General features: G+C 62.3%; 18 protein-coding genes and 1 tRNA gene. 12 read left to right on the forward strand and 7 right to left on the reverse strand.

Going from position 1 to position 24,693, the window contains the following annotated elements:
* Positions 1-4: 4 nt before the first annotated feature.
* Positions 5-550, reverse strand: coding sequence for an RDD family protein (locus tag BLJ79_RS19205; protein WP_071216382.1), 546 nt, complete (start codon positions 548-550; stop codon positions 5-7).
* Positions 551-622: 72 nt separating this feature from the next.
* Between BLJ79_RS19205 and BLJ79_RS19210 the strand changes: the two genes are divergently transcribed.
* Both BLJ79_RS19210 and BLJ79_RS19215 read left to right on the forward strand, forming a co-directional pair.
* Entirely contained in the window at positions 623-1,531 is a 909-nt protein-coding gene (locus BLJ79_RS19210) for a dihydrodipicolinate synthase family protein (protein WP_083411480.1), read from the forward strand.
* A 117-nt stretch (positions 1,532-1,648) separates the two neighbouring features.
* Positions 1,649-2,158, forward strand: a complete 510-nt coding sequence (locus tag BLJ79_RS19215) for a hypothetical protein (RefSeq protein ID WP_071216383.1) — start codon at positions 1,649-1,651, stop codon at positions 2,156-2,158.
* An 864-nt stretch (positions 2,159-3,022) separates the two neighbouring features.
* Here BLJ79_RS19215 and BLJ79_RS19220 read toward each other — a convergent pair.
* Positions 3,023-3,946 carry a LysR substrate-binding domain-containing protein gene (locus BLJ79_RS19220; protein ID WP_071216384.1) on the reverse strand — a complete coding sequence of 308 codons (924 nt, stop codon included), beginning with the start codon at positions 3,944-3,946 and terminating at the stop codon, positions 3,023-3,025.
* A 424-nt stretch (positions 3,947-4,370) separates the two neighbouring features.
* On the opposite strand from BLJ79_RS19220, the gene BLJ79_RS19225 reads away from it, so the two are divergent.
* The 6 genes from BLJ79_RS19225 to BLJ79_RS19250 all read left to right on the forward strand — a co-directional run bounded on the left by BLJ79_RS19225 (position 4,371) and on the right by BLJ79_RS19250 (position 11,991).
* Positions 4,371-4,784 carry a RidA family protein gene (locus BLJ79_RS19225; RefSeq protein WP_071216385.1) on the forward strand — a complete coding sequence of 138 codons (414 nt, stop codon included), beginning with the start codon at positions 4,371-4,373 and terminating at the stop codon, positions 4,782-4,784.
* Positions 4,785-4,786: 2 nt separating this feature from the next.
* Entirely contained in the window at positions 4,787-5,458 is a 672-nt protein-coding gene (locus BLJ79_RS19230; protein WP_071216386.1) for a DUF1028 domain-containing protein, read from the forward strand.
* A gap of 58 nt (positions 5,459-5,516) precedes the next feature.
* Entirely contained in the window at positions 5,517-6,641 is a 1,125-nt protein-coding gene (locus tag BLJ79_RS19235) for a M20 family metallopeptidase (RefSeq protein WP_286135587.1), read from the forward strand.
* 25 nt (positions 6,642-6,666) lie between these two features.
* Positions 6,667-8,106, forward strand: a complete 1,440-nt coding sequence (locus tag BLJ79_RS19240; RefSeq protein WP_071216388.1) for an aspartate ammonia-lyase — start codon at positions 6,667-6,669, stop codon at positions 8,104-8,106.
* 373 nt (positions 8,107-8,479) lie between these two features.
* Complete coding sequence (locus BLJ79_RS19245; RefSeq protein WP_083411481.1) at positions 8,480-9,811, forward strand: flavin-containing monooxygenase; 1,332 nt, start codon at positions 8,480-8,482, stop codon at positions 9,809-9,811.
* Positions 9,812-10,578: 767 nt separating this feature from the next.
* Positions 10,579-11,991 (forward strand): MFS transporter, encoded by a 1,413-nt coding sequence (locus BLJ79_RS19250; protein ID WP_071216389.1) that lies wholly within the window; start codon positions 10,579-10,581, stop codon positions 11,989-11,991.
* Between the two features lie 1,535 nt (positions 11,992-13,526).
* On the opposite strand, the gene BLJ79_RS19255 is transcribed toward BLJ79_RS19250, so the two are convergent.
* Positions 13,527-13,603 (reverse strand) — tRNA-Thr (locus BLJ79_RS19255).
* Positions 13,604-13,770: 167 nt separating this feature from the next.
* Entirely contained in the window at positions 13,771-14,634 is an 864-nt protein-coding gene (locus BLJ79_RS19260) for a DsbA family protein (RefSeq protein ID WP_071216390.1), read from the reverse strand.
* Positions 14,635-14,787: 153 nt separating this feature from the next.
* On the opposite strand from BLJ79_RS19260, the gene BLJ79_RS19265 reads away from it, so the two are divergent.
* The 4 genes from BLJ79_RS19265 (at position 14,788) to BLJ79_RS19280 (ending at position 19,851) form a co-directional block, all read left to right on the forward strand.
* On the forward strand, positions 14,788-16,263 hold the full coding sequence (locus BLJ79_RS19265) for an alpha,alpha-trehalose-phosphate synthase (UDP-forming) (protein WP_071216391.1): 1,476 nt from the start codon (positions 14,788-14,790) through the stop codon (positions 16,261-16,263).
* Positions 16,264-16,425: 162 nt separating this feature from the next.
* Entirely contained in the window at positions 16,426-17,208 is a 783-nt protein-coding gene (gene otsB / locus BLJ79_RS19270) for a trehalose-phosphatase (protein WP_071216392.1), read from the forward strand.
* Between the two features lie 56 nt (positions 17,209-17,264).
* Entirely contained in the window at positions 17,265-18,389 is a 1,125-nt protein-coding gene (locus BLJ79_RS19275; protein WP_071216393.1) for an ABC transporter ATP-binding protein, read from the forward strand.
* Between the two features lie 136 nt (positions 18,390-18,525).
* Complete coding sequence (locus BLJ79_RS19280) at positions 18,526-19,851, forward strand: DUF4032 domain-containing protein (protein WP_071216394.1); 1,326 nt, start codon at positions 18,526-18,528, stop codon at positions 19,849-19,851.
* 307 nt (positions 19,852-20,158) lie between these two features.
* On the opposite strand, the gene BLJ79_RS19285 is transcribed toward BLJ79_RS19280, so the two are convergent.
* The 3 genes from BLJ79_RS19285 to BLJ79_RS19295 are packed head-to-tail and all read right to left on the reverse strand — an operon-like array spanning position 20,159 to position 24,631.
* Positions 20,159-22,087 carry a glycoside hydrolase family 13 protein gene (locus tag BLJ79_RS19285; RefSeq protein ID WP_286135593.1) on the reverse strand — a complete coding sequence of 643 codons (1,929 nt, stop codon included), beginning with the start codon at positions 22,085-22,087 and terminating at the stop codon, positions 20,159-20,161.
* Between the two features lie 22 nt (positions 22,088-22,109).
* A complete protein-coding gene (locus tag BLJ79_RS19290; protein ID WP_071216395.1) occupies positions 22,110-23,018 on the reverse strand; it encodes a sugar ABC transporter permease in 909 nt (302 codons plus the stop codon).
* Positions 23,018-24,631 (reverse strand): ABC transporter permease subunit, encoded by a 1,614-nt coding sequence (locus tag BLJ79_RS19295; RefSeq protein ID WP_071216396.1) that lies wholly within the window; start codon positions 24,629-24,631, stop codon positions 23,018-23,020. The genes BLJ79_RS19290 and BLJ79_RS19295 overlap by 1 nt, the downstream gene beginning before the upstream one ends.
* Positions 24,632-24,693: the final 62 nt, after the last annotated feature.

Below are 24,693 nucleotides of genomic sequence, written 5' to 3' on the forward strand. Positions count from 1 at the left end.
GACTTCAGGAAGCGGGCACCGCACGCAAGCGGACCCTGGTGCCCGCGGCCAGGTCGTGCGGACCGCGCCCCGTGGCCAGCACCATCACGATGTAAACGATGGCAGCTGCCGTCGCCGTATGCATCCCCACAAAGATCCAAGCCCGGGGAGTGGCCTCGTTGCCGTCTCGGTAGACGACACCCATCAACTGCCAGATGAAGAAGTGGGCCGTTTCCCACGGCAGGAGCTTCACGATGGTGCGCAGCAGGATCTTCGTCGGCTTAGGCACCGAGCCGTCAAGGCCGGTGACCTCCAGTCCCATCCGGCGCTTGCCCCAGGTGCTGCGGTGCGGGCCGGACTCGGTCTTGTAGAGGTAGATGCCGACCACGAAGGTCAGCAGCAGAAAATACAGGATCTCGCTGCCGATCGGACCGAACTTGCCCAGCGTGTCGGGCAGCTCGCCGCGGGKCAGGAAGATGATCGCGGTGACCAGGCCCAGGACGATCATCCAGGCCAGGATGACCAGGTAGTCCAGTCCCAGGGCGGCCAAGCGCCGCGTCCGCTCGCTCATCCGCCCAGCCTAACGCGCGCGGACCTGCGTGCCAACGGCCATCCGGGAAAAATTGCTATATCCTCGGTGACCATGAAGCCATCACCGATTCTCACCGGTCTCAGTGCCTTTCCGCTGACCCCGCTCGCCCATGACGGCATTGACGAGCCCTCCTTCGAGCGTCTCGTCGCACGGGTCGCAGCCGCGGGCGTTGATTCCATCTGTGTCCTCGGTTCCACCGGCAGCTATGCCTACCTGGACCGGGCCGAACGCGCCCGCGCCGTGGAACTGGCCGTGGCCGGCGCCGGAAGCATCCCGGTGCTCGCCGGTGTGGGTGCCCTGCGCACGCGGGATGTCCTGCGCCACGTCGAAGATGCCCAGGATCGCGGCGCATCCGCCGTCCTGCTGGCCCCGATGAGCTACCAGCCCCTGACCGATGACGAGGTCTTCGGCCTGTACGAGGATGTCTCGGCGAACCTCTCGGTTCCGCTGGTCGTTTATGACAACCCGACGACCACGCGCGTGGTCTTCAGCGACGAGCTTCACGCGCGGATTGCGCAGCTGCCCGGCGTTGCATCGATCAAGATTCCGCCGGTGCCGGCCAACCCGGCCGAAGCGGTGCAACGTGTCTCCTCGCTCCGGGCCCTGGTTCCCGGGAATGTCACCATCGGTGTCAGCGGCGACGGTGCCGCCGCAGCCGGTCTTCTTGCCGGTTGCGATGCCTGGTACAGCGTCATTGCCGGGATCCTACCCGAGCAGTGCCTGGCGATCACCCGTGCGGCAACTGCCGGCAACGCGGATTTCGCGCGTTCCCTTTCACTGGAATTGGAACCCTTGTGGCAGCTCATGGCCCGGTTTGGAAGCTACCGGGTCGCCTCTGCCGTGGCCGAGGACCTCTGCCTGGTTTCCGCGGGCAACCTGCCCGCTCCCGTCCGGGGATTGGATGGCAACGGGCGGGCTGCAGTGGCAAGGGCCTTGGCAGAAATGAAGATCCTCGGGTAGGCCACCAGGAAAACCCCGTCCTGGCCCGGCTTGACTCTGGTTCCCTGCCACAATGACAGATACAACAACTATGATCCGGCAACCGTTCCGGGAGGCTCCGGGAAAGAGCGGAATGTGATGACCGGGGAATCCGGAACTGCACCAACCAACGGCCTGCTGGCCGGCAAGAAGGTGTTCCGGCTTCTGGTGGCAGCACCGGCGTGGACCCTAGCCGCGGTCACCGCCCTCCACCTGTTTCTGTTCGGCTCGATGCCGCAGTACATTGCCAGGCATGCGGGACCCGACGGCATCGGGTACAGCTCGACCACGCTCGTCCTGGCGATCATCGCAGCGGTTTCCGCCGGTGCGTTCGCGATCGGCGGGGCCACGGCCYACGGTTTCTTGAAAGCCGGTCACTGGTACCAGACCGAAAAAATGATTGCCGTCGGCATCGTGTCCCTCGGATACGGGGTCGCCGGCATCGCACTGGCAACGATGCTGGCTACTGTTCGCCTCGCCGCTGAGGAAGTTGCCGGGGATGCGATCGGTGTTTCCATGGTGGCGTTCGTGCTGGCCTTCATCGCCGCGGCTTGGACGTATACGCTCGCACTTCCTCCGGGAGAGCTGGAGCAACTCGGCACCGACTGAGCTGCGGACAACAAGATGCACAAGGCCTGGCCATGAACGTGGTCGTTCGGATCTTCGTTGAGATCCATCGGGGGGGGTATTCCATGCGGTGGGGGACGCCTGCGAATCGGGAGTCCCATCCAACAGATCACTGAGATCGTCCTGGCCCCGGAAGGTGCGTACCTGCGGCCCTGATGGTGCGTATAAGTACAGCGCTGCGGCTCATCGCGGTAGCGCGGACTGCCTCGGGAAAAGATGCCGGCCCTTGGCTAGGCCCTGCCGAGAGCCCGGAAAAGCGCATGGACGGCGGTATAGTCAGCCAATGCGCGGCGTCGGCCATGTCTCCGGCCGAGCCGGTCGCGCCGGATGCCCCGAGTGCAGTCCAGTCTCCTCATAGATCCGGCGATGCCGCGGCGGTTCATTCATGCCAAGGATGCCGCGATGCGGACCGCCACCACGAATCGACCAGGTTGGCGCTCGCTTGGGCAGGATGGCATGGTGGAGTCATATCGTCCAACGAGATGGTCTAGTGAGCCTTGTGACATGGGCTTCCACTCTCGGACAATTTCCGTTGTTTCCGTCAAAGGCAATCAAGATTCTCAAGCTCGGGCTCCGGGTGAGGYTCTCAGAGAAACATTCGKGATCGCCGAGAAGAAACCAGTTCTCGAACCACTGCTTCGACGGATGAAGTAGTCGTTTGGTTCCGCGCTCATCACCTGATCCTTGAATTGAACCGTTGCTGCAGCTGGCGATTCGGGATTGCCGCGATCGCGTTTTCCCAATTCTGCTTCGCACTCACTCTGCTTGCTTGACGCGGCTATGGTTCTACAACTTTCACTGCTTCTGCCACATTGGACAATTCGGCTTCCCCGGTTTCTTCTCTGTTCAGTCGTCCCCCGGTGTCTCGGCTGTCAGACTAACAACCTGCTTGCGCACTGCTTGGGCAACGGCCTTCATCCTCGCTGTCGGGCGTTGGGTGCGCAAACGAGCGATCACTGTCTGCAGTTCAGGTACCCGTTCCTTGATAGCCACGGGCGCAACCTTCCCGCCGTCATAGGTGAAATCGTGCTGGGGCCGCTGATGCAGGATCGAATACCCATGCCCGTTGGCGACAAAGGTACGCACCGTCTCATAACTTCCAGACTGAAAACGCACGTTAGGTTCCAGGCCAGCCTCCGAAAGGATCGAGAGCATAAGTTCCCTGGTATGGGGAAGATCCAGCAACACGAACGGCTCATCACGCATCTCCGCCAGCGCCACTTCCTCGCGCTGGGCAAACCGATGGTTCGGGGGCAACGCCAAATAGGGGCGTGCGCTATGCACCGCGGTGGCGGCGACCTCGTCGGGAAGCCCGAGATCGTAGCACAACGCCAAATCCACCTGTCCGCTGAGAAGAGCGGCCGAGCATCCCGCCGCATCGGCTTCCACCACTTCCAGCTCCAGCTCCGGGTGGTCAGCCCGCAACCGACTTAACACTCCCGGAAGTAGAAACGGGGCCAAGGTGCTGAAACATGCCAGCCGCATCCGTCCAGCTATGCTCGTCTGTTCCCCGCGAGCCTGGTCTACAGTTTCCTCGACATGGGCAAGAACCGCATTTGCGCCCCGCAGAAAAGATTCGCCAGCAGGTGTCAGCATCAGGCCCTTGGAGCGCTGGCGGATAAAGAACTGCGAGCCAATCTGACGTTCGAGCTGGGCGACTGCACTGGAAACTGCCGACTGTGCAACGTTCAATCGCTCGGCAGCACCGGTCATCGACAACCGTGCCGCGGCCTCACTGAAATACCGCAATTGGGTTAAGGTGACATCCATTCAACGAGCCTAGTCCACTACATCTGTTTATCAGATGATTCATCTCAGAAAAAACTGTTGGACAGATTTGGTTGCCCATTAGATGCTGTAGTCAGACGCCGCACTGAATCTGACAGCGGCAAATCCGTGGCCCCGCGATGAGGAACCCATGCCCACCACTTTTGCATCCGAGCTGACCTCATTTGGCAACGGCGTCTGCCCTGCGGCCACCGGGGCCAGACCCGCCTCAACAGCAGGCCCCTCAGAATGCACCCCGATACAAAGCGGAGACACCGCATTCGCCCGCCAGGTTTCCTCACCCAGTCTGAGTCCGGTTGGAGCTTTTGAGCCGGCCAGGAATGCCCAACAGAGCAATCAGATTCGTTTCCGCTATTGACCGACCTTTCCTCCCTATCCAATCCCTGTCATAAGTAAGGAAGACCAAATGAAGCACACCCGCATTCGTACCTTCAACACCAAGGAAACCTACCCGGAGCAGAACCTGGACAACGATCTCTGCCAGGCAGTCGTTGCCGGCGGGGTCGTATACCTGCGCGGACAGATCGGACAGGATTTGGATACTCGCGAATCGGTAGGCATCGGCGATGTGGAGGCACAAACCGAAAAGGCCATGGCCAACATTAAAATGTTGCTGGAAGAGGCTGGAGGCACATTGGAGGACATCGTCAAGGTGACCGTCTACCTTGTCGACCCGCGCTACCGCGAGACCGTGTACCGGACGATGGGTCGCTGGCTCAAGGGTGTCTTCCCCGTCTCAACAGGCCTGGTCGTCTCCGCGCTGGCCCGCCCCGAATGGCTCGTGGAAATCGATGCCACTGCTGTCCTTTCAGGAGAGTAGAAATGACCTTCAGCATCGCAGGCACCGATGGCAACGGTCGATTCGGCTTGGCAGTCTCGTCTTCGTCTCCCGCCGTGGCGGCCAGGTGTATCCACCTGCGCGACGGCGTCGGTGCCGTCAGCTCACAGAACATCACCGATCCACGGCTCGGTTCAGCTTTACTCGATCGCCTCGAAGCAGGAGACACCGCCCAGCAGGCCTTGGACGGGGTTGTTGGCTCGGCCGAAAACATCGACTTCCGGCAGCTCGTCGTGTTGGATTCCCGGAGCGGTTCCGCCGTCTACAGCGGTTCGCGGACTCTGGGGGTCTTTGGTCAGGGCAGTGGCCCTTCCTGCGTTGGAGCAGGCAACATGCTGGCCGACCCCGGCGTCTTGCAGGCTGCATGCGACGCATTCGATACCACTGACGGCGAACTCGAGCAGCGGCTGCTCGCGGGGCTGAAGGGGGCAATTGCAGCTGGAGGTGAGGCGGGACCGGTACATTCGGCCGGCCTATCGGTGGTATCCGGGCATGGCTGGCGCGACACCGACCTGCGCATCGACTGGCACGAGGACCCAATCACCGAGCTCGGCAAGCTGCTTGAGATCTGGTTGCCGCAGCGGGACGCCTACGTGACCCGAGGACTCGACCCGCAGGCCTCAGAGGGATATGGAGTACCTGGCGATGAACGATAGGTCGACGGCGATTCACGTGCCAGCGCCACCCACCGCAGGGACAATACGTGAGCGGGTCATGGAATCCGTCAGTCTGGAGCACGACGCACTGGTGGCATTCTCCGAGACCATCCACGCCAACCCTGAACTCGGCTGGGAAGAGTACCAGGCCGCCGCTTGGACTGCCGACTTCCTCGAAGCCCGCGGATTCACCGTCGAACGGGAGTATCTCGGGTTCCCTACGGCCATCCGCGCTGTGTTGGGTCGCGGGTCTAGGCGGATCGGCTTGATGGCCGAATACGACGCGCTGCCCGGGCTGGGGCATGCTTGTGGCCACAACATCATCTCCGCGGCCTCCGTCGGAGCGGCATGTGCTTTGGCCGGGTTCGCCGACGAATACGACCTGCGCATCGAGCTATACGGAACCCCCGCCGAAGAAGGTGGGGGAGGAAAAATCGAAATGCTCAAGAAGGGTGCCTTCGTTGGCCTCGACTTGGCGATGATGGTACATCCCAGTCCCGTCGACTCCGCCGTGGCAAACCCCTTCGCCGTCGCCCACCAGCACGTGGAATACCACGGAAAGTCGGCCCACGCCGCCGCATACCCGGATCAAGGGGTCAACGCCAACGACGCCTTCCTCATAGCGCAAATGGCCATCGGCCTACTGCGTCAGCAACTGCCCAAAGAAACGCGGGTCCACGGTGTACAGACCCGTGGAGGGGAAGCCCCCAATGCCATCCCCGAGACCACGCGGGGCCGTTGGTACGTCCGCGCCGAAACCTTGGCCGAGCTGGAACCGCTGAACGAGCGGGTGAACAAGTGCTTCGAGGCAGGGGCTCTGGCCACGGGTTGCAAGCTGGAGATCACCCCCGAGTCCGAGCCCTATTCCGAGTTCCGCACCGATGAGCGCGCCTTGGAGATCTATACGAGCCACGCACGATCACTGGGGCGAACCTTCGATGCGCCACCGGAGCAGGCCACCATGAACCGCGCATCCACCGACATGGGCAACGTCTCCCAGATTGTTCCGGCCATCCACCCTTATATCGGGCTCGGCTGCTTCCCCGCCGCCAACCACCAACCCGAATTTGCCGCACACTGCATCGGGAACGCAGCTAACCAGGCCATCCATGATGGGGCCGCCGCGTTGGCCCTGACCGCGCTGGATTACGTTGGTGTCCCAGACACCGAAAGGAGTATGTGAACAAGACATGTCAGACAAGACATCGATGCTTCTCGAACCGAGCGGAACCGAAGCCGCACCCACTCGTCTGGAACGGGATTCGCTGGGTGAACGGGCAGTACCCTCCAGCGCCTACTGGGGCATAAGCACCCTGCGGGCCGTGGAGAACTTCCCGGTCAGTGGTCGGCCGGTGGGCACCATGCGCTCGCTGATCTGGGCCTTCGGCTCGGTCAAGTGTGCGGCTGCTCGGGCGAACACCGCCCTCGGCCTGCTTGATCCGGTACGTTCGCGGGCCATTGAACAGGCCGCATTGGAAGTCCGTGACGGAAACTTCGACGCCGAATTTCCCGTTGACCGGATTCAAGGCGGCGCAGGCACCAGCACCAACATGAATGTCAACGAGGTCATTGCCAACCGAGCTTTGGAGATCCTCGGGTTCGACAAGGGCGACTACGCTGAACTGGACCCGATCGACCACGTCAACCGGGGCCAAAGCACCAATGACACCTATCCCACCGCAGTGAAGATTTCCTTGCAATCCGCATTACTGGACTATGGTCGGGAACACCAGTTGCTGGTTGATTCTTTCGCGGCAAAATCCCGAGAGTTCGCCGGGATCGTCAAGATTGGTCGAACCCAGCTGCAGGACGCAGTTCCCATGACCCTGGGCCAAGAATTCGGAGCTTTCGCCGAAACCCTTCGCGAAGACCTGGCCCGGATGTCCGAGCTCGGCCCGCACCTGAAGGAAATCAACCTCGGAGCCACTGCAATAGGCACCGGTATCACTGCCCATCCCGAGTACCGCGCACTGGTCACCCGGGAGTTAAACGAACTGACCGGGCTAGACCTTGTTTCCGCCCTCGACTTGGTCGAGGCCACATCAGATACCGGGGTGTTCATGCTGCTCTCAGGGGTACTCAAACGTTCGGCCGTCAAACTCTCGAAGATCTGTAACGACCTGCGGTTGCTCTCCTCGGGCCCGCAAGCAGGCTTCAATGAGATCTTCCTGCCTGCCGTCCAGGCCGGGTCCTCGATCATGCCCGGAAAGGTCAACCCGGTGATCCCAGAGATGGTGAACCAGGTAGCATTCCGCGTCGTCGGTGCCGATGCTACGGTCACCATGGCAGTCGAAGGCGGTCAACTTCAGCTGAACGCCTTCGAACCCGTCATGGCCGACTGCTTGCTCGAATCCATGGAATGGCTAACCTCCGCTTGCCGGATACTCCGAACCAAATGTGTTGATGGCATAGAGGCCAACGAACCGGTGCTGGCCCGACGCATGGCTGAATCGGTCAGCGTCGTTACCGGAATGGCGCCATTCATCGGCTACTCGAATGCAGCCAAACTTGCCAAGGAGTCATTGGCCACCGGACGCGGCATCAGGGACCTTGTGATCGAATACGGCCTCCTCGAGGCGGATCGCCTCGACGACTTGCTCTCGCCATCGGCCTTGGCTGGCGTCCCACACCCGGTTTTGGCGCCGTAGCTGCGGATCAGGACGGAAGACATGAGTCGCCGGGGAGGGGGTTCCGGTGACATCCCGCAAGGGACCCAACTGTCGGCTGCGAGCCGACGGATACCGGTGCCTGTCAAAACGTTCAGGGCGTCCCGGGGCACCAGCAACAGAAGCTGCCATATCAACCATTCGGTACGTGTACTGATCAGCTGATCCTACGCACACCCAGGTGCATCTAGAAAACTGATGCAGTTGGTCGAGAACAAATGTTTGAAAGATGACGAAAAACACTGTTTTGTAAAGGTAACCAGATGAACGACGGATCCCACCACAAAGGGCGCTCCAAGCACCCGAATGGTGCATCGTCACATCAATTCAGATTATCTATAACTTGGAGGTTGGAATGTCGAACAATGAGACTGAAGTCTTGATCGTCGGCGCGGGCCAGGCCGGTGTGGCGATGAGTGAGCATCTGACGGCGCGCGGAGTCCCGCACCTCGTATTGGAGCGGAAGCGCATCGCCGAGCAGTGGCGCTCGGGACGATGGGATTCTTTGGTGGCCAATGGGCCGGCCTGGCATGATCGCTTCCCCGGCATGGAAATCGCCAACGTTGACGCCGACGCTTTCGCGCCGAAAGACAACATGGCGGACTACTTCACCGCCTACGCCGAAAAATTCGGGGCACCGATCCGCTGCGGCGTCGAAGTCACTTCCGTCCGCAAGAATGTTGGCAAACCAGGCTTTCAGGTGAAAACGTCCGAGGGCACCGTCAACGCCCGCTACGTCGTGGCCGCGACCGGCCCGTTCCAACGCCCGCTGATTCCAGCGGTCGTCCCGGACAACGAAGGTCTGGTGCAGATTCATTCCAGTTCATACCGAAATCCGCAGCAGTTGCCGGAAGGCGGCGTTATGGTCGTGGGAGCAGGATCTTCGGGCGTGCAGATTGCCGCGGAACTCCGCCGCTCGGGCCGCCAAGTCACACTTTCGGTCGGGCCGCACGACCGCCCGCCACGCCAGTACCGCGGCAAGGACTTCTGCTGGTGGCTCGGAGTCCTGGACAAGTGGTCTGCTTCCGCGCCGCCCAAGGGCGCCGAACATGTCACCATCGCAGTGAGCGGCGCTGAGGGCGGGCACACCGTTGATTTCCGCGCCCTAGCCGCCAGCGGCATTAAGCTCGTAGGCCGCACCGATTCATACGAGAACGGAACTATGGGGTTCGCCCCGGATCTGGCGCGGAACATTGCCAACGGCGACGCAAACTATTTGTCGGTACTTGATGAAGCCGACGCCTACATCACCCGCAACGGCCTGGAATTCCCTGAAGAACCAGAAGCCCGCGTTCTGGGCGATGATCCATTCGACGTCACGAACCCAATCTTTGAACTCGACCTCGCTGCCGCTGGAGTCACATCGATCGTCTGGGCGACCGGTTTTGCTGTTGACTACAGCTGGCTACCGGATGATGCCGTCGATGACAACGGAAGGCCCAAGCACCAGCGGGGCGTTTCCCCGGAGAGTGGCATCTACTTCTTGGGCTTGCCGTGGCAGACACACCGAGGATCTAGTTTCATCTGGGGGGTATGGCACGATGCCAAATACCTGGCGGAACAAATCATGATTCAGCGCAGCTACCTTGACCATATGGCCGATGCGCCACTGGTCCCGGGCCTGACGGCGTCCGAACTATCCATCAGGTCCTTCGAAGAAATCTCTGCGGTTCCCCAGGTGGTTTGAACGCCTAGGAGCCCACCAACGCCACTACAGCGACAAAATGACCAAAGCCCTATGCCCTTTGTCGCCATCTCCCACCCAGGGAGGGGATCCCCAAGGGGTGTAGGGCTTCCATCACCTTGGAATCCGGGCCACGTTTCGGTACGGCATGGCCCTCGACCGATAGTGGACAGCGGTGTCTGCATGAACGTGGATGCACCTCAACTGCTTCATCAGCTGTCCACGCCAAATTTATTTTCGGCACTCGGCGCCCTTCCCGGCGCTGCTGGCCTACCCTACGAAAACTAACCGGGCGAATCGCAATATACCCCCACGCCCCTCAGCTGATGCAACCTGCGGGAACTGTCACTGCTTGCTTGAATCCTAGAAGCGGATTGCCCTTGTCCGCCAGACGCCTCTTGCCATGCGCACGGAGGGCCCCGAGTCCGACGATCCGTCGAAGACCCGCCGCAAAGGTGAACCAATTAGGATCATCACGGAAACCCTCACCTCATCGACTCCCCTAAAGCGGCCACACCGGCCCAGGCGTCGGCCTCAAACGTGGTCGCGTCCTCGGGAATCGGTCACCTCCTTGGACTCCGCCCAGTCTGAAAAATGAATTGCCACGCGATTTACTGTGGCTGCCACCGGCACCTCGCAAATTACATCTGAGCCCGAAATTTGGCATCTGTAAATTAGATACAGGTTAGAAGAAACAACTATTAGACACATGTGAGTGGCATCACCATACTTGGTTCATCCCCTTGTTTACTTCACACGAAGGAGCCTCCGTGAGTATTCCAGCTTCCCCCGAGATCGAGCAGAAGAGCCTGCGCAAGTCCGTGGCCGCCGGTTCCATCGGTGTACTTGTCCACTGGTTCGACTGGGCGATCTATGCCTATATGGCTTCCACAATCGCCCATGTCTTTTTCCCCCAGCAGGACAAGACAGCAGGCCTGCTGGCAGTCTTTGCCGTCTTTGCCGTCTCGTTCGGGGTCCGTCCCTTGGGAGCGCTGCTCTTCGGATACATCGGCGACAAGTTTGGCCGTAAGCGGACACTATCCATGGTCATTATCTCCATGTCCGTGGCCACCCTCGTGGTGGGACTACTACCGAGCTATAACTCGATCGGCCTTTGGGCCCCGGGTCTCCTGATTGCGGCCCGCATGGTTCAAGGGTTAGCCGCAGGCGGAGAATTTGGCAGCGCAGCAGCGTTCCTAGCAGAAGCATCACCGACCAAACATCGAGGTTTCGGCGTCAGCTGGCTCGAAGTTGGCAGCCTACTGGGCTTCCTCGGCGCTTCACTGGTGGTCCTGCTAATGAACAAGGTTCTAGGGCCGGAAGCCGTACAAGACTGGGGTTGGCGTATTCCGTTCATTTTGACCGCTCCCTTAGGCATCATCGGCTTCTACATCCGGGCAAAGGTTGAAGACACTCCGGAGTTCAAAGCCTTGGAAAAGTTGGAACATGTTGCCCAAAGCCCGCTCAAGGAGGTCTTCACGAACAACTGGAAACAGCTGTTGCAGACCAGCGGCATCGAGATCATGATGAACGTCGCCTTCTATATCGTCCTTGTCTACCTGTTGACATACCAAGAAGAATTTGTTGGTATGAGCGTCGAGTCGGCCGCACTGCTCTCAACTGTTGCTTCCATTACTGCGTTGGTCCTCGTACCTCTTTTCGGTGCCTGGTCCGACCGCATCGGACGCAAACCGCTGATGGTTAGTTCCGCGGTTCTGATGATCGTTTGCTCCTACCCACTCTTCGCCATCATGCAGTTGGAGACCCCGTGGGCTGGCACGGTGAGCACTATCGGATTGGGTGTAATCCTGGCCATCGTCCTGGGCGTCCACGCTGTCACCGTTGCAGAGATCTTCCCCACCCGAACCCGTCAATCCGGACTGTCAATCGCTTACAGCGTCACCGCCGCCATCTTCGTTGGAACTGTCCCCCTCGTCCTGACCTGGATCATTTCAGAAACCGGAAATATCATGGCCCCGGCCTTCTACATGATCGCCATTGGCATTCTCGGCCTTGCGACCCTAATGACCATGAAGGAAACCAAGGGCATCGATTTGCTGTCGATGGACCGTGAAGACGCGTTGAAGCGCGGTTTCACCATGTCAAATGAATCAGCACAAACCGCCGACCTACTCGCTACACATACGGAAGGTTCCCCCATTTCACCACTCAGGAAACAATAAGCGGCTTATAAGCACAGCAGGCTGAGTTCACTCAGGTCGTGGGGCGCCGTAGATTCTGCGACGGCCATGGCCACGGCCGGCTTCGATCGCTCCATGTTCCCGAACGGCGCCCGCTAGCCGGAGCTTCCACCGGACTCCGCAACGGAACGTGCTGTGTCCCCTGCGAATCCAAGAAATCATGATTGCCCTGAAGATAACCTGTAGGTCAGCTACCCCCCCCGTATGCTCAAGCGGAATGATCCGCATAGGTCGTCTCGGATATCTCCGCAAAGACATGGAAAAGCTTGCCTTCGAAATGCTCCGTGCAGCGTGCCAGCCCCATTTGGCGGCTATCACGTCGCGCGGGGCATTTCATGAGTTAACTTGCAGTCGATGGTAGAGATTGTTGATCGTCCCGTTGGCTCGAGATTATTCGTCACGATTGATAGCAATGTGGGGTTTGCCGAGGTCAGCCTTGTGTTCAAATGAATGGCGACGGCCAGATGACGAAAGCCAAGTTTATGGCAAAAGAACCTGCACCCACCATTGGACTTTATGCGGGGTCATTCTGTCGCGAAAGAGTTGCGCTCTTGGGAGCGATAAATGGTACTTCCACAACTGCCGAATTTGATCTGCGGCGGAGGCTGTATGGGAACCCTCGATGCCCTGAGTGACTGGGAGCGTGCATTCTGGATCGAATGTGGAGAAGCCGCACTGGATCCTCGCCACCGAAATACCCTTGGCTGGGACACATTGCACCTAGATGCCAATTGTGTTGCTAAAAACGACTATTTCTGGGTCTGATTGACCTGACTTTGGTCAGATTGCTCCCTGCGCATCAGTAAATTGTCATTTCACATACCTCCTCCGTTTGTTCTTCGCCGTGGCCACACAAACAATGCGAGTGTTCACGCGATCTGAGAGCAAGGGAAACAGCTCGTTACAAAGTGACGGGCTGTATTTGCGAGAGTAGATATGAACAGGTTCCCTGCAGCTTCTGCCAGGATCTCCAAAACGCATCCTCCCCCGAGTAACTTCCAGCTTGAGGGGCGGACGGTGACCGGATCAGATTCGCTACAGAGCCAGGAATGAACGTGGGCATAAAAAGACCGGCCGAGATTGCCGAGTTGTTCAGAAAATAGAAAAACCTGATCGAACGTCAGGTTTTTGCGTATGACAAGCCACCAGCCACTGCAGCAGGTTTTAGTGGTGTTTCTCCGCGTATTTCAAGATCAGATTTTGCCGAGGATTCGCTGAAAGGACGGCAGCCATATACGACTGTTTACGGCCAACAAACACAGCCACTAACGGCGGTTTTGGTCAGTTTTGGCTATTTCAGGACCATACGGAAGGTCGCGCTTCCGTTGGCGTTGGTTCTCCGCTCCATTGGGCGTTCGCGGGGACGCTGCCCATGAAATAGAGCAATTAGAGCACTACCAGCTTCGACAAGTCACGTAATCTGGGGCCACACCCACTCGCGGGTGTCGACCAGCGGCCGAAATTGAATGCGAAAGGCCCTACCTCCCTTCATGTGAAAGGAAGTAGGGCCTGCGGTGTGGAGCCCCCTGCCGGATTCGAACCGGCGACCCTCGCTTTACAAGAGCGATGCTCTGGCCAACTGAGCTAAGGAGGCGTGCTGCCCGGGTCCGTGTGAACACGACCCAAGTGCAGGAACTAGCGTAACCGACATTCATCGGCAGGATGAAACCGGCAGCGTGAAAGCCGCCGGCCCCGGCTCCATCGGTTGGGTGGTTCACCTGCACACTGCGAACCACCCAACTTCATGCTGGAACTACGTTGCTACTTKTTCGCCTTGATTGCGGCGTCGACGACGGCAACGAAGTCGGGCTCGGCGTTCGGATCCCAGAGCTTGCCCTGGATGAACACGCTCGGGGTGCCGCCAATGGCATCCACGCGGGCGGCCGCATCGGTGAACTTCGCGAACGGGCGGAAGGTGCCTTCATTGATGCAGCTGGCAACATCGGCACCGTTGTCCTTGGCCAGCTGGATCAGCTGCTTGTTCTTCATTTCGCCCTCAGGGTAGTGCGCAAACATTGCCTTGGAGAACGGAAGGTACGAGGCCGGAGCCGCATCCGCCACGCAGGCCAGTGCGTTGGCTCCGCGCGAGGAGAAATTGGTCGGCGATCCCGCATCGAGGAAGGCGACGTTGCGGTACTCCACAGTCACATCGCCTGCGGCAAGCCAGGTGCTGATCTGGTCCGCGTACTGGGTCTCGAAGTCGGCGCAGTGCACGCAGTTGACATCGACATACAGCAGCATGTTGATCGGTTCGCCCTTGGGCGCCGCCTTGTAATCCCGCGGAGTCGGCGTCGCGCCTTGGGCCGGAGCCGTGCCCACCTTGTTGATGTCGACGCTGAGTCCGGAAGTATCGGCAAGGGTCTTGTCGGAGGTTAGCGTAATACCGCCTGCCGCGTTGCCGCCCTTCGGCACCGCGCCGGTGTCGGCAACAGTGCCCGAGTTCTTCTGCAGGACGAGGGCCACGACCAACGCAATCACGGCAAGCACCGCCACTAGGACGCCCAACTTGATGAACAGGGATTTGCGCTTGTCAGCAGCTTCTTGTGCCGCGTGCATTTTCTGTGCCTGCTCGCGCGCGCTTGCGGTCCGCTCGGCCTTGCTCGGCCGCTGGCTATTCGATGCCATAGGTCAAAACGTCCTTTAAGATTGAAATGGTACCCCCCCGACCAAACCAGTTTAGGGTACGGGGGTCGCGTAGCTTAGCGCCGCCGTGTCGCTTACATCACGTAGTTACCCTAAGCTCAAGATCAATCTTGAGTATTAGAACGGAGGGTCAACATGCAAACGGATAAGAAGACCGAATATAAATCCGGTAGCGAGAAACAAAGCTACGACTTCATCGTGGTGGCCAATCGACTTCCAGTGGACCGGGTGGAAGGCGAAGACGGCGAGCTGTCGTGGCGCCGATCCCCCGGAGGCCTGGTAACCGCCATCGCCCCGGTCATGCAGGAATCGGACGGMGCCTGGGTCGGCTGGCACGGAGCCACCGACGAGGAACTCAAGCCATTCGAAAACGACCGGATCCACCTCATCCCCGTCCCGCTGGACGAGGAGGACCTGGAACTCTACTACGAGGGATTCTCGAACTCGACTCTCTGGCCGCTCTATCACGACGTGATCGTGCCGCCAGAATTCCACCGAACCTGGTGGGACAACTACAAAAAGGTCAACAAGCGCTTCGCCGACGCCACGGCAAGGATTGCCGCCCAAGGTGCAACGGTCTGGGTGCAGGACTACCAGCTGCAGCTCGTGCCCAAGCTCCTGCGCGAGGCGCGCCCGGACTTGCGCATCGGCTTCTTCAACCACATTCCATTCCCGTCCCCCGGGATCTTCTCCCAGCTTCCCTGGCGCAAGCAGATCCTCGAAGGGCTGGCCGGCGCCGATGTCGTGGGTTTCCAGCGCACCGCCGATGCCAGCAACTTCCTGCGCTGCATGCGCCGCTACACTGACCGCACGGTCAAGGGCTCGCTGGCGATCCCGCCGGCATCGCCCGAAGCCAGTGGCTCCAGCTCCAACATCTGCCGCGCCGAGGCGCACCCGATCTCCATCGACACCCAGCAGGTCGCGGAGCTCGCGCACGATCCGGAGATCATCGCCCGGGCAAAGCAGATCCGCCAGGAACTGGGCAACCCGAAGACCATCCTTCTGGGCGTGGACCGGCTCGATTACACCAAGGGCATCCGCCACCGGCTCAAGGCCTACGGCGAGCTGTTGGCCGACGGGGACATCACGGTCGGCGAGGCTTGCCTCGTGCAGGTTGCCAGCCCCAGCCGCGAGAATGTCGAGCGCTACCAACAGCTCAAGGACCAGGTCGAGCTCATGGTCGGCAACCTCAACGGCGAGCACGACACCATGGAGCACACGGCCATCCGCTACCTGCACCATTCGTACCCGATGCGCGAAATGATTGCCCTGTACCTGGCCGCCGACATCATGCTCGTGACCTCGCTGCGCGACGGCATGAACCTGGTGGCCAAGGAGTTCGTGGCGGCCCACACCGATGACACCGGCATGCTGGTGCTCTCCGAATTCACCGGTGCAGCGGACCAACTGACCCAGTCCGTGTTGGTGAACCCGCACGACATCGACGGCATGAAGTCCGGGATCATGCGCGCCCTGCTGATGGATCCGCAGGACTCGGCGCGTCGGATGCGCCGCATGCGCCGGCACCTGCGCGACCACGACGTGGCCCGCTGGTCCCAGACGTTCCTCTCCTCGCTGGCCTCCCCGCTGCCGGTGGACACGCTGGTCTAGGCTTGAAGATGTCTTGGCGCGGGTGCACATCGGGAATTATCCCCGTAGCACCCGCGCATTGCATTTGCACCCATTGCCATGGGCCAAGCCGGGAAACCTGCCCCGGCCCGGGCGTTCGTTCCATGCCCGCTTCAACTGCCTGAAAGGATCAGCTGGTTAACTATGGGTCCCATCACTCCCGATCTCGCCGATGCCATCGAATCCCTGGTCGACACCCCGATCCTGCTCGTTGCCCTGGACTTCGACGGCACCTTGGCGCCCTTGGTCGACCGTCCCGAGGACGCGCGTCCGTTGCCTGCCGCCTCCGAGGCCCTGGCCAAGCTGGCCGCCCTGGAGAACACCGTCACCGCGCTGATCTCCGGCCGCGACCTGGCCTCGCTGCGCGCCGTGGGCAGACCGCCCGAGCAAACCTTGTTGGTTGGCAGCCACGGCACCGAACGCTGGGCACCGGAAATCTTCGGCGCCGAGGACGAACACATTGATCTCAGCGGCTCGCAAACCGCCGCCTTGGCCAAGGCCACCGGGATACTGGAAGCCATCAGCGCAGCCAATCCGGGCACCACCCTTGAATACAAGCCCGCCTCGATCGTCTTGCACGTGCGGCAGGCCGCACCCGAGGTTGCCACCGCGGCGCTGCGCGCCGCCCAAGAGCAACTGGACGGAATCGAGAACCTGCAGGCCCTGGACGGCAAGGCCGTGCTGGAAGCCAGTGTGCTGGTGGGCACCAAGGGCGACGGCCTGAACTGGCTGCGCGAGGTCGCCGACGCCTCCACCGTGTTCTTTGCCGGAGACGATGTCACGGACGAGGACGCCTTTGCCGCGTTGCGCCCCGGGGATATCGGGGTAAAAATCGGGTCCGGGAAATCCAGGGCACAATTCCGACTTAATGGGCCCGGGGAATTGCCTGCCCTTTTGGAATCCATCCTTGATATGAGAAGCTTGTGATTCCATTCACTACGGATCGTCGGGCACGTACCTGCCCGTGAAAGGATTGCTGCCCCATGGCATCTGTAACTTTTGACCAAGCCACCCGAACCTACCCGGGTGCCACCAAGCCCAGCGTTGACAAGATTTCCCTGGAGATCGCCGATGGCGAATTCCTGGTTCTTGTCGGACCCTCCGGCTGCGGAAAGTCCACCACCCTGCGCATGCTCGCCGGCCTTGAAGACATCAACTCCGGACGCATCCTCATCGGCGACCGCGATGTCACCAACGTTCCGCCCAAGGACCGAGACATCGCCATGGTCTTCCAGAACTATGCGCTCTACCCGCACATGACCGTGGGCGACAACATGGGCTTTGCCCTGAAGATCGCGGGCATCGACAAGGAGGAGCGCGCACGCCGCGTGCAGGAAGCGGCAAAGCTTCTTGACCTCGAGGACTACCTGGACCGCAAGCCGAAGGCTCTTTCCGGCGGCCAGCGCCAGCGTGTTGCCATGGGCCGGGCCATCGTGCGCAGCCCGCAGGTCTTCCTCATGGATGAGCCGCTGTCGAACCTCGATGCCAAGCTCCGTGTGCAGACCCGCACGCAGATCGCGTCGCTGACCCGCCGTCTGGGCGTCACCACGGTATACGTGACCCACGACCAGGTCGAGGCACTGACCATGGGCGACCGCGTCGCAGTCCTCAAGGACGGCCTGCTGCAGCAGGTCGGCACCCCGCGCGAACTCTATGACACTCCGCAGAACGTCTTCGTCGCCGGCTTCATCGGTTCCCCTGCCATGAACCTGTTGGAGCTTCCGGTGGCCGACGGCGGTGTCGCCTTCGGCGGCACCATCTACCCGGTCGCTTCGGCAACGTTGCAGGCCGCAACCGGCAACTCGGTGACCTTGGGCGTGCGTCCCGAGGATCTGGACCAGGTCGGTGCGGACGAAGGCCTCTCGGTCGAGGTCGACGTCGTCGAGGAACTCGGCGCCGACGCCTACGTCTACGGACACACCTTTGTGGGCGGCACCGAATACCAGATGGTCGTGCGCGTCGACGGCCGCAAGCCCCCGTTCAAGGGCGAAACCATCCACGTGCTGCCGAAGGTCGGACACGTCCACCTCTTCGACACCGCCTCCGGCGAACGCCTGGCCGAGCCGGCCAGCAGCGGGGCTCACGCACAGGTGGCCAGCGAGGCCTAGACCTCCCTGCCTGTCGTCGTGGTTTTTCACGACGACGGCCAATGGCGGCCGTATTCAGCCCAGCGCTGGGTACGGCCGCCTTTGCATCTCCATCATTTCCCCCCTCCCCACCGCAGCAAGAAACGGCATCCACGCCATGATCCGCCACACCGCCAATTGGCACGACGAACCCACCAACCATGCCCAGTCCGGCAAGCTGCCGCGCGGGAATTCCTCGACCCCGGCTGTGTCCGGCTCGCTGTCGATCACCGCGGCCACTGCCGACCCCGGCCTGCTGGATTTGCCGTGGCAGCTCCCGCTGGAGGACTGGCCGGCCGACACCCTGGCCCCGCTGCCGCGCGGAATCTCCCGGCATGTGGTGCGCTTCGCCATGATGGGCGGAGCGGTCATCGCCATCAAGGAAACCGGCGAACACGTGGCCCGGCACGAGTACCACATGCTGCGCAAGCTGCGCCGGTTGGCCGCCCCCTGCGTGGAACCGGTCGCGGTGATCACCGGGCGCAAGGACGCCGGGGGCAACGACCTGGACCCGGTGCTGGTCACCCGGCACCTGAAATACTCCCTGCCCTACCGTGCCCTGTTCTCGCAGAAGCTGCGCCGCGACACCCTCACCCGGCTCATCGATGCCCAGGCGCTGTTGCTGGTCCGGTTGCACCTGATCGGTTTCTACTGGGGCGACGTGTCCCTGTCCAACACCCTCTTCCGCCGCGATGCCGGTTCCTTCGCCGCATACCTGGTGGACGCCGAGACCGGCGAGCTGTATCCGGAGCTGTCCTCGGGGCAGCGCGAGTACGACCTGGAGATTGCCCGGGTCAACATTGCCGGTGAGCTCATGGATCTCATGGAGGCCGGGCTGATCGAGGACACCGTGGATCCGGTGGCCACCAGCGAGGACATCCTGCATTCCTACCGCGGGCTCTGGGCCGAGCTGAACGACAAGGAATCCTTCGACCTGTCCGAACGCTGGAGGGTCGACGAGCGCATCCGCCGGCTCAACGAACTGGGCTTCGACGTGGAGGAGATCAGCCTCAAGACCTCCCCCGACGGCGGCCAGCTGGTCATCCAGCCCAAGGTCGTCGACGCCGGGCACCACGCCCGCCGCCTCTTGCGGCTCACCGGGCTTGACGTGGAGGAGGGCCAGGCCCGCCGGCTGCTCAACGACATGGACGCCTACCGGGCCAAGAAGCACCCGGACCTTGATGAAGAGCTCACTGCGGCCCATTGGGTCACCGATGTCTTTGACCGGATCACCGGGGCGATCCCCCGCGAGTTCCACGGCAAGCTGGAACCGGCGCAGATCGTGCACGAGGTCCTCGAGCACCGCTGGTACATTTCCGAGGCCCGCGGTTCCAACGTTCCGATGGAGGAGGCTGTCGCATCCTACGTGGAGGCGGTGCTGCGCCACCGCCGTGACGAGGCCCGGCTGGTGTTGGGCCCGGACGAGCAGTCGCCGCGAGCGTAGCCGGGCCGGAACCGTGAGGCTGGTTTACCCGCTGTCCGAAGATCAAAATATAGGTGATCGTTCGACCAGGAGCTTTGTCGAAAACCTTGTCCTGCCAATGACCGGCTACGGGCCGAAGGCCTGGCAGGGCCTGGGCGGGCCCTTGGACAGGCATTGGGCCAGCTCGGCCCGGATGCCGATCTTGAAGCAATTCGGGCTCGATGGAGACCAAATGCCAGGGGAGGCGCCTAGGTGGACAAGGGGCTGCGCGAAGCGAAACGCCGGTCGTTTCCCCTGCTCGCGGTGGCGGTCCCTGGGCAGCCGCGTTTCAGGCTTCCGGGATGACGGATTCGGCTCGCGCCGGTTGGCTCCACGCACCCGCCTCCTTGGCCAGGTGGAATGAAACCCCTGGACCGCTGGCTTTGACGAGGACCTCCCCGGTTTCATCCACCTTCACTTCCACGGCGTTGCCGAGCGCCAGCAGCGCGTTTCCCGGTTCACCGGACAGATGGACCGCATTGCCCAGGCTGGTTTCCACGACCGGGCCCCGGACCACCACGCAGAGCACCGAACCTGTGGAATGTTCACGGACCCAGGCCAGCAGGTTCCCTTCCGCGGCGATCCAGCGCAGCGAACCGTCAATCAGTGCGCGGTTCCCGGCGCGCAGCGCCGCCAGGTCGGCATAGAGCCGGCGCAGGTCCTTGCCCCACTTTTCGGGTGCGCCCCAGGGCATGGGGGTGCGCGAGTCCTCGCCGTTGAACCCGAGCAACCCGAACTCGTCCCCGGCAAAGACCAAGGGGATCCCCGGGAAGGCGAACTGCACGCATGCGGCGAGCTCCTGCCCTCCGTCGATCATGTGGCTGGCGGCACGGGCGGTGTCGTGCGTGTCCAGGGCGTTGGCGTTGGCAAGCCGCACCTCCCAGTTGAAACCGGCCGACATTTCCCGATGCGTCGCCACGAAGTCGGCCGCGTCGATGCGCGCCGGACCGGGCTGCGGCAGCCCGAAGAACCATCCGTTCTGCTCCGGCGGCTCTTCCCTGGCCAGCCACTGCCACAGCGGGCGGGTGAAATTGCTGTAGCTCACCACACCCTGCCAACCGTCCCCGGGCACATCGGGGGCGGCGTCTGAGGTCGATTCCGCCAACAGCATGGCACCGGGCTTCACTTCCTCGACGCGTTGGCGCAGCATCCGTGCGACCTCTTGGTTCAGGTCCTCGCTCCCGCGCCGCCCGGTCATGTTGCCCACGTCGATGCGCCAGCCATCGAGGTTGAACGGCGCCTTGAGCCAGCGCACGGCCACCGAGTCCTCGGCCAGGATGAAGCGCTCACGCAGGGCCGCGGAGTTCCAGTTCAGCTTCGGCAACGAGGGCACCCCCAGCCAGGCCTCGTACCCGGTGCGATCCTGGTTGAAGTAGTAGTATTCTCCCGTGGGCGCCGCGGGGTTCCGGTATGCATCGACGAACCAGTGGTGCCCGGCCCCGGTGTGGTTGGTGGTCAGGTCGCCGACCACGCGCAGGCCGCGGGCATGGGCCGCTTCGACCAGCGCGACCAGTGCGCCGTCCCCGCCGAGCAGCGGGTCGACCTCGTCGAACGAGGAAGCGTCGTAGCGGTGGTTGGAGGCCGCGGGGAAGATGGGCGTCAGGTAGAGGATGGTGGCACCCAGGTCGCCCAGGTGCCCGAGGTGCGCCTGGATTCCGGGAAGGTCCCCGCCGTAGAACTGGCGGCCGGCCGCTTCCCCGGTGCCCTGGACCGGGGTGTCCCAGTCGCAGGACACCATCCATCCGGCCCGGGGCTTGACGGTTCCCGAGTTCGCGAACCTGTCGGGGAACACCTGGTACATGACCGATTCCTTGATCCAGTCCGGGGTGGGGGAACCGGCGTGGATCCGGAAGTCGAAGGCATCGGGGACGTCGCGCCGATGCAGGCCGGCGGCGTTGAACCACCGGTAGTCCGCCTTCCCCGCTTCGCCCGAGTACCGGAGGTACCAGCGGTAGCGCTGCACCGGGTTCACCAGCGGCAGCGGGGCCTCGAAGAAGCTGTGGGTGCCATCTCCGGTGGCCAGGCCGGCCGGTTCCAGGTGCGGTTCGCCGTCCCGCAGGCTGCGCAGCCACACGGCCGCCGGCGCCCCGGCACCCGCCGGAACCCGGAGCCGCACCCGCAGCACCTCGCCCAGCCGCGGCTCCGCGGGGCCCGACACGTATGCGGGTGACCCGTCGTGGTGCGGCTGCAGGGCCAGGTCCGCATCGATCCCGCTCATCCGTTCGCCGGGCATCGTGCCCTTAGCCCTTCACGCCCCCGGCGGTCAGGCCGGAGGTGATGTAGCGCTGCAGGAACAGGAACAGTGTCATGACCGGGACCGCGGCAATCACGGCGCCGGCGGCGAACACGCCCCAGTTCTCGCTGCGCTGCTGGGCCACGTAGGAGTACAGTCCCACGGCCAGGGTCTGCGAGTCGGGGTCGGTGAGCACCACGGAGGCGATCACGAACTCGGAGGATATCCCGATGAAGGCCAGCAGGCCCACGACGGCGAGGATCGGGGTGACCAGCGGCATGATGATCCTGAAGAACACCTGCACGTGGCTGGCGCCGTCGATGCGCGCGGCTTCGTCCAGCGAGGTCGGCACCGTGTTGAAGAAGCCGTACATCAGGTAGGTGTTCACGCCCAGCGCCCCGCCCAGGTACACCATGATCAGCCCGAGCTGCGAGCCCAGGCCCAGGGCCGGGATGATGTCGCCGATGAAGTTCAGCAACAGGAAGATCGCCACCACGGTGAGCAGCTGCGGGAACATCTGCAGCAGCAACAGCGTCAGCAGCCCGACGCGGCGGCCGGTGAAGCGCATGCGGGAGAACGCGTAGGCGGCCATGGCGCCGAGGAACACCGTGGCGGCGGAGGTGACGGTCCCGATGACCAGGGTGTTGACGAACCAGCGGCCAAAGGGCCGCTCCTGGTTGGCGAAGAGCTCGGTGAAGTTCCCGGTGCCGAACTCGGTGAACAGGCTGCTGGACCCGGCCATGGTTCCGGTGGGGTTCAGTGCCGCAGAAAGCACGTAGAGCAGCGGGAAGACGGAGAAGGCCGTGGCGGCGATGGCGACCAGGTGGCGCCAGCCGGTGGCCTTGAACCATTGGCCGAAGGGGGCCTTGCCTGCCGGCACCGTGCTTGCGGTTGCCTGGGTTGTCAGGGTGCTCATCAGTTCAGGTCCTCCAGGGCCTTGGTCTTTTTGAAACTCAGTGCCGACACCGCGGCGACGATGATGAAGATCAAGATGGCCAGGGCGCTGGCCAGTCCGTAGTCGCGGCCCGTTCCGGTGCCGAAGGCGATCTTGTAGACCATGGTGATCAGGATGTCGGTGGAACCGATGTCGAAGGTCGTGCCGTCGAAGCGCGGGCCGCCGCCGGTAAGCATGAAGATGACGTTGAAGTTGTTGAAGTTGAAGGCGAAGGAGGCGATCAGCAGCGGCGCCAGGGACACCAGCAGCAACGGCAGCTTGATGGCGGTGAAGATCTTCCACGCCCCGGCCCCGTCCATGCGGGCCGCCTCGTCGACGTCCTCGGGCAGCGACTGCAGGGCCCCGGTGCACACCAGGAACATGTACGGGTAGCCCAGCCACAGGTTCACCATGAGCACCGAGACCTTGGAGAGCACCGGATCGGTGAGCCAGGGTATCTGGGCCCCGCCCAGCAGCGCGTTGTTGATGAACCCGAACTCCGGGTTCAGCAGCCCGGACCACACCAGTCCGGAGAGGAAGGCGGGGAAGGCGTAGGGCAGGATCATGAGGATCCGGTAGAGCTTCTTGCCCTTCAGGTCCGCCTTGTTGAAGGTGATGGCCAAAAAGAGCCCGAGGGCGAAGGTGGTGGCCACCGAGAGGATCGCGAACCCGAAGGTCCAGGCGATGACCTTCAGCAGCGGGCCCTGCAGGTTCGGGTCGGTGAACGCGCGCTCGAAGTTTTCCAGCCCCACGTTGACCTTCCACCCGGTGTTGAGCTGCGTGCCGTCGGCGGCCACGAAGGAGCCGCGCCCGTCGTCGGAGTAGACGACGCCGGTGGCCGTGTCGGTGAAGGTGTCGGCGTTCGCGTCGTACTTGAGCTTGGGCGTGTAGACGTAGGAGGTCGACCCGTCCGCAGTCTTCAGCGATCCGTCCTCGGGGTTGGCGCTGAGCGGCACGCTCAGCGAGGTGATCTCCGCCTGGTGCTGCAGCAGCGTGGCAAAGTCCAGGGTGCCGTAGCCTTCCACCCCGGTGGCCGCCCCGGTGGGGCCCGTGGTGGAGGGTGTGACTGTATGCAGCGGTTCCGCGGCGCCGCCGAGTTTCGCCTCGCCTTCCGGGGTGGTGACCAGCAGGAAGAAGCTGCCGTTTTTTTCCAGCACGGAGGTGGGGAATTGCGGGGAGTTCGGGACGCGTTCGGAGGCCGAGAGCTGGATCGAGGCGATCGCGTCGTCCTTGGAGGAGTTGTGCCCGTCGCCGTAGTTGGTGAACGCGATATAGGTGGAGAAGATCATCACGAAGACCTGGAAGACCATCAGGAAGATGACCCCGGGGGCCAGGTACTTCGCCGGGAGCCCGCCGCGGCGCAGGTAGATCCAGTTGATGGCCAGGGTGGTGAGCAGGGAGATGCCGAAGACCAGCCATTCGGCGGAAAGGGCCAGCTGGAAGAGCACGAAGGCAGCCACGGCGTCGGTGACGCCCAGCAGGATGATCTTGGCGAGGATGCCGCCGAGGGAGTCGGGCCCGCGGCCGTGCCGCGACGGTTTCCGCCCTCCCGTCGGTGCCTCGGACACCTTGGGCTTTTCTTCGATTTCTACCATGGTCCGGCTATCTTTCCTGGTGCGCTCGACCGCTCGGGCGGCGATGGTGTGGGAGGTTCCCC

Origin of the sequence: Arthrobacter sp. UCD-GKA (assembly GCF_001863355.1) — a bacterium.
Taxonomy (GTDB): domain Bacteria; phylum Actinomycetota; class Actinomycetes; order Actinomycetales; family Micrococcaceae; genus Paeniglutamicibacter.

Excerpts from the sequence above, each read along its gene's own strand:
- BLJ79_RS19210 (WP_083411480.1), top strand. The coding sequence starts at position 623 with ATGAAGCCATCACCGATTCTCACCGGTCTCAGTGCCTTTCCGCTGACC.
- BLJ79_RS19220 (WP_071216384.1), bottom strand. The coding sequence starts at position 3,946 with ATGGATGTCACCTTAACCCAATTGCGGTATTTCAGTGAGGCCGCGGCA.
- BLJ79_RS19225 (WP_071216385.1), top strand. The coding sequence starts at position 4,371 with ATGAAGCACACCCGCATTCGTACCTTCAACACCAAGGAAACCTACCCG.
- BLJ79_RS19230 (WP_071216386.1), top strand. The coding sequence starts at position 4,787 with ATGACCTTCAGCATCGCAGGCACCGATGGCAACGGTCGATTCGGCTTG.
- BLJ79_RS19235 (WP_286135587.1), top strand. The coding sequence starts at position 5,517 with ATGGAATCCGTCAGTCTGGAGCACGACGCACTGGTGGCATTCTCCGAG.
- BLJ79_RS19240 (WP_071216388.1), top strand. The coding sequence starts at position 6,667 with ATGCTTCTCGAACCGAGCGGAACCGAAGCCGCACCCACTCGTCTGGAA.
- BLJ79_RS19245 (WP_083411481.1), top strand. The coding sequence starts at position 8,480 with ATGTCGAACAATGAGACTGAAGTCTTGATCGTCGGCGCGGGCCAGGCC.
- otsB (WP_071216392.1), top strand. The coding sequence starts at position 16,426 with ATGGGTCCCATCACTCCCGATCTCGCCGATGCCATCGAATCCCTGGTC.
- BLJ79_RS19275 (WP_071216393.1), top strand. The coding sequence starts at position 17,265 with ATGGCATCTGTAACTTTTGACCAAGCCACCCGAACCTACCCGGGTGCC.
- BLJ79_RS19280 (WP_071216394.1), top strand. The coding sequence starts at position 18,526 with ATGATCCGCCACACCGCCAATTGGCACGACGAACCCACCAACCATGCC.
- BLJ79_RS19285 (WP_286135593.1), bottom strand. The coding sequence starts at position 22,087 with ATGAGCGGGATCGATGCGGACCTGGCCCTGCAGCCGCACCACGACGGG.
- BLJ79_RS19290 (WP_071216395.1), bottom strand. The coding sequence starts at position 23,018 with ATGAGCACCCTGACAACCCAGGCAACCGCAAGCACGGTGCCGGCAGGC.
- BLJ79_RS19295 (WP_071216396.1), bottom strand. The coding sequence starts at position 24,631 with ATGGTAGAAATCGAAGAAAAGCCCAAGGTGTCCGAGGCACCGACGGGA.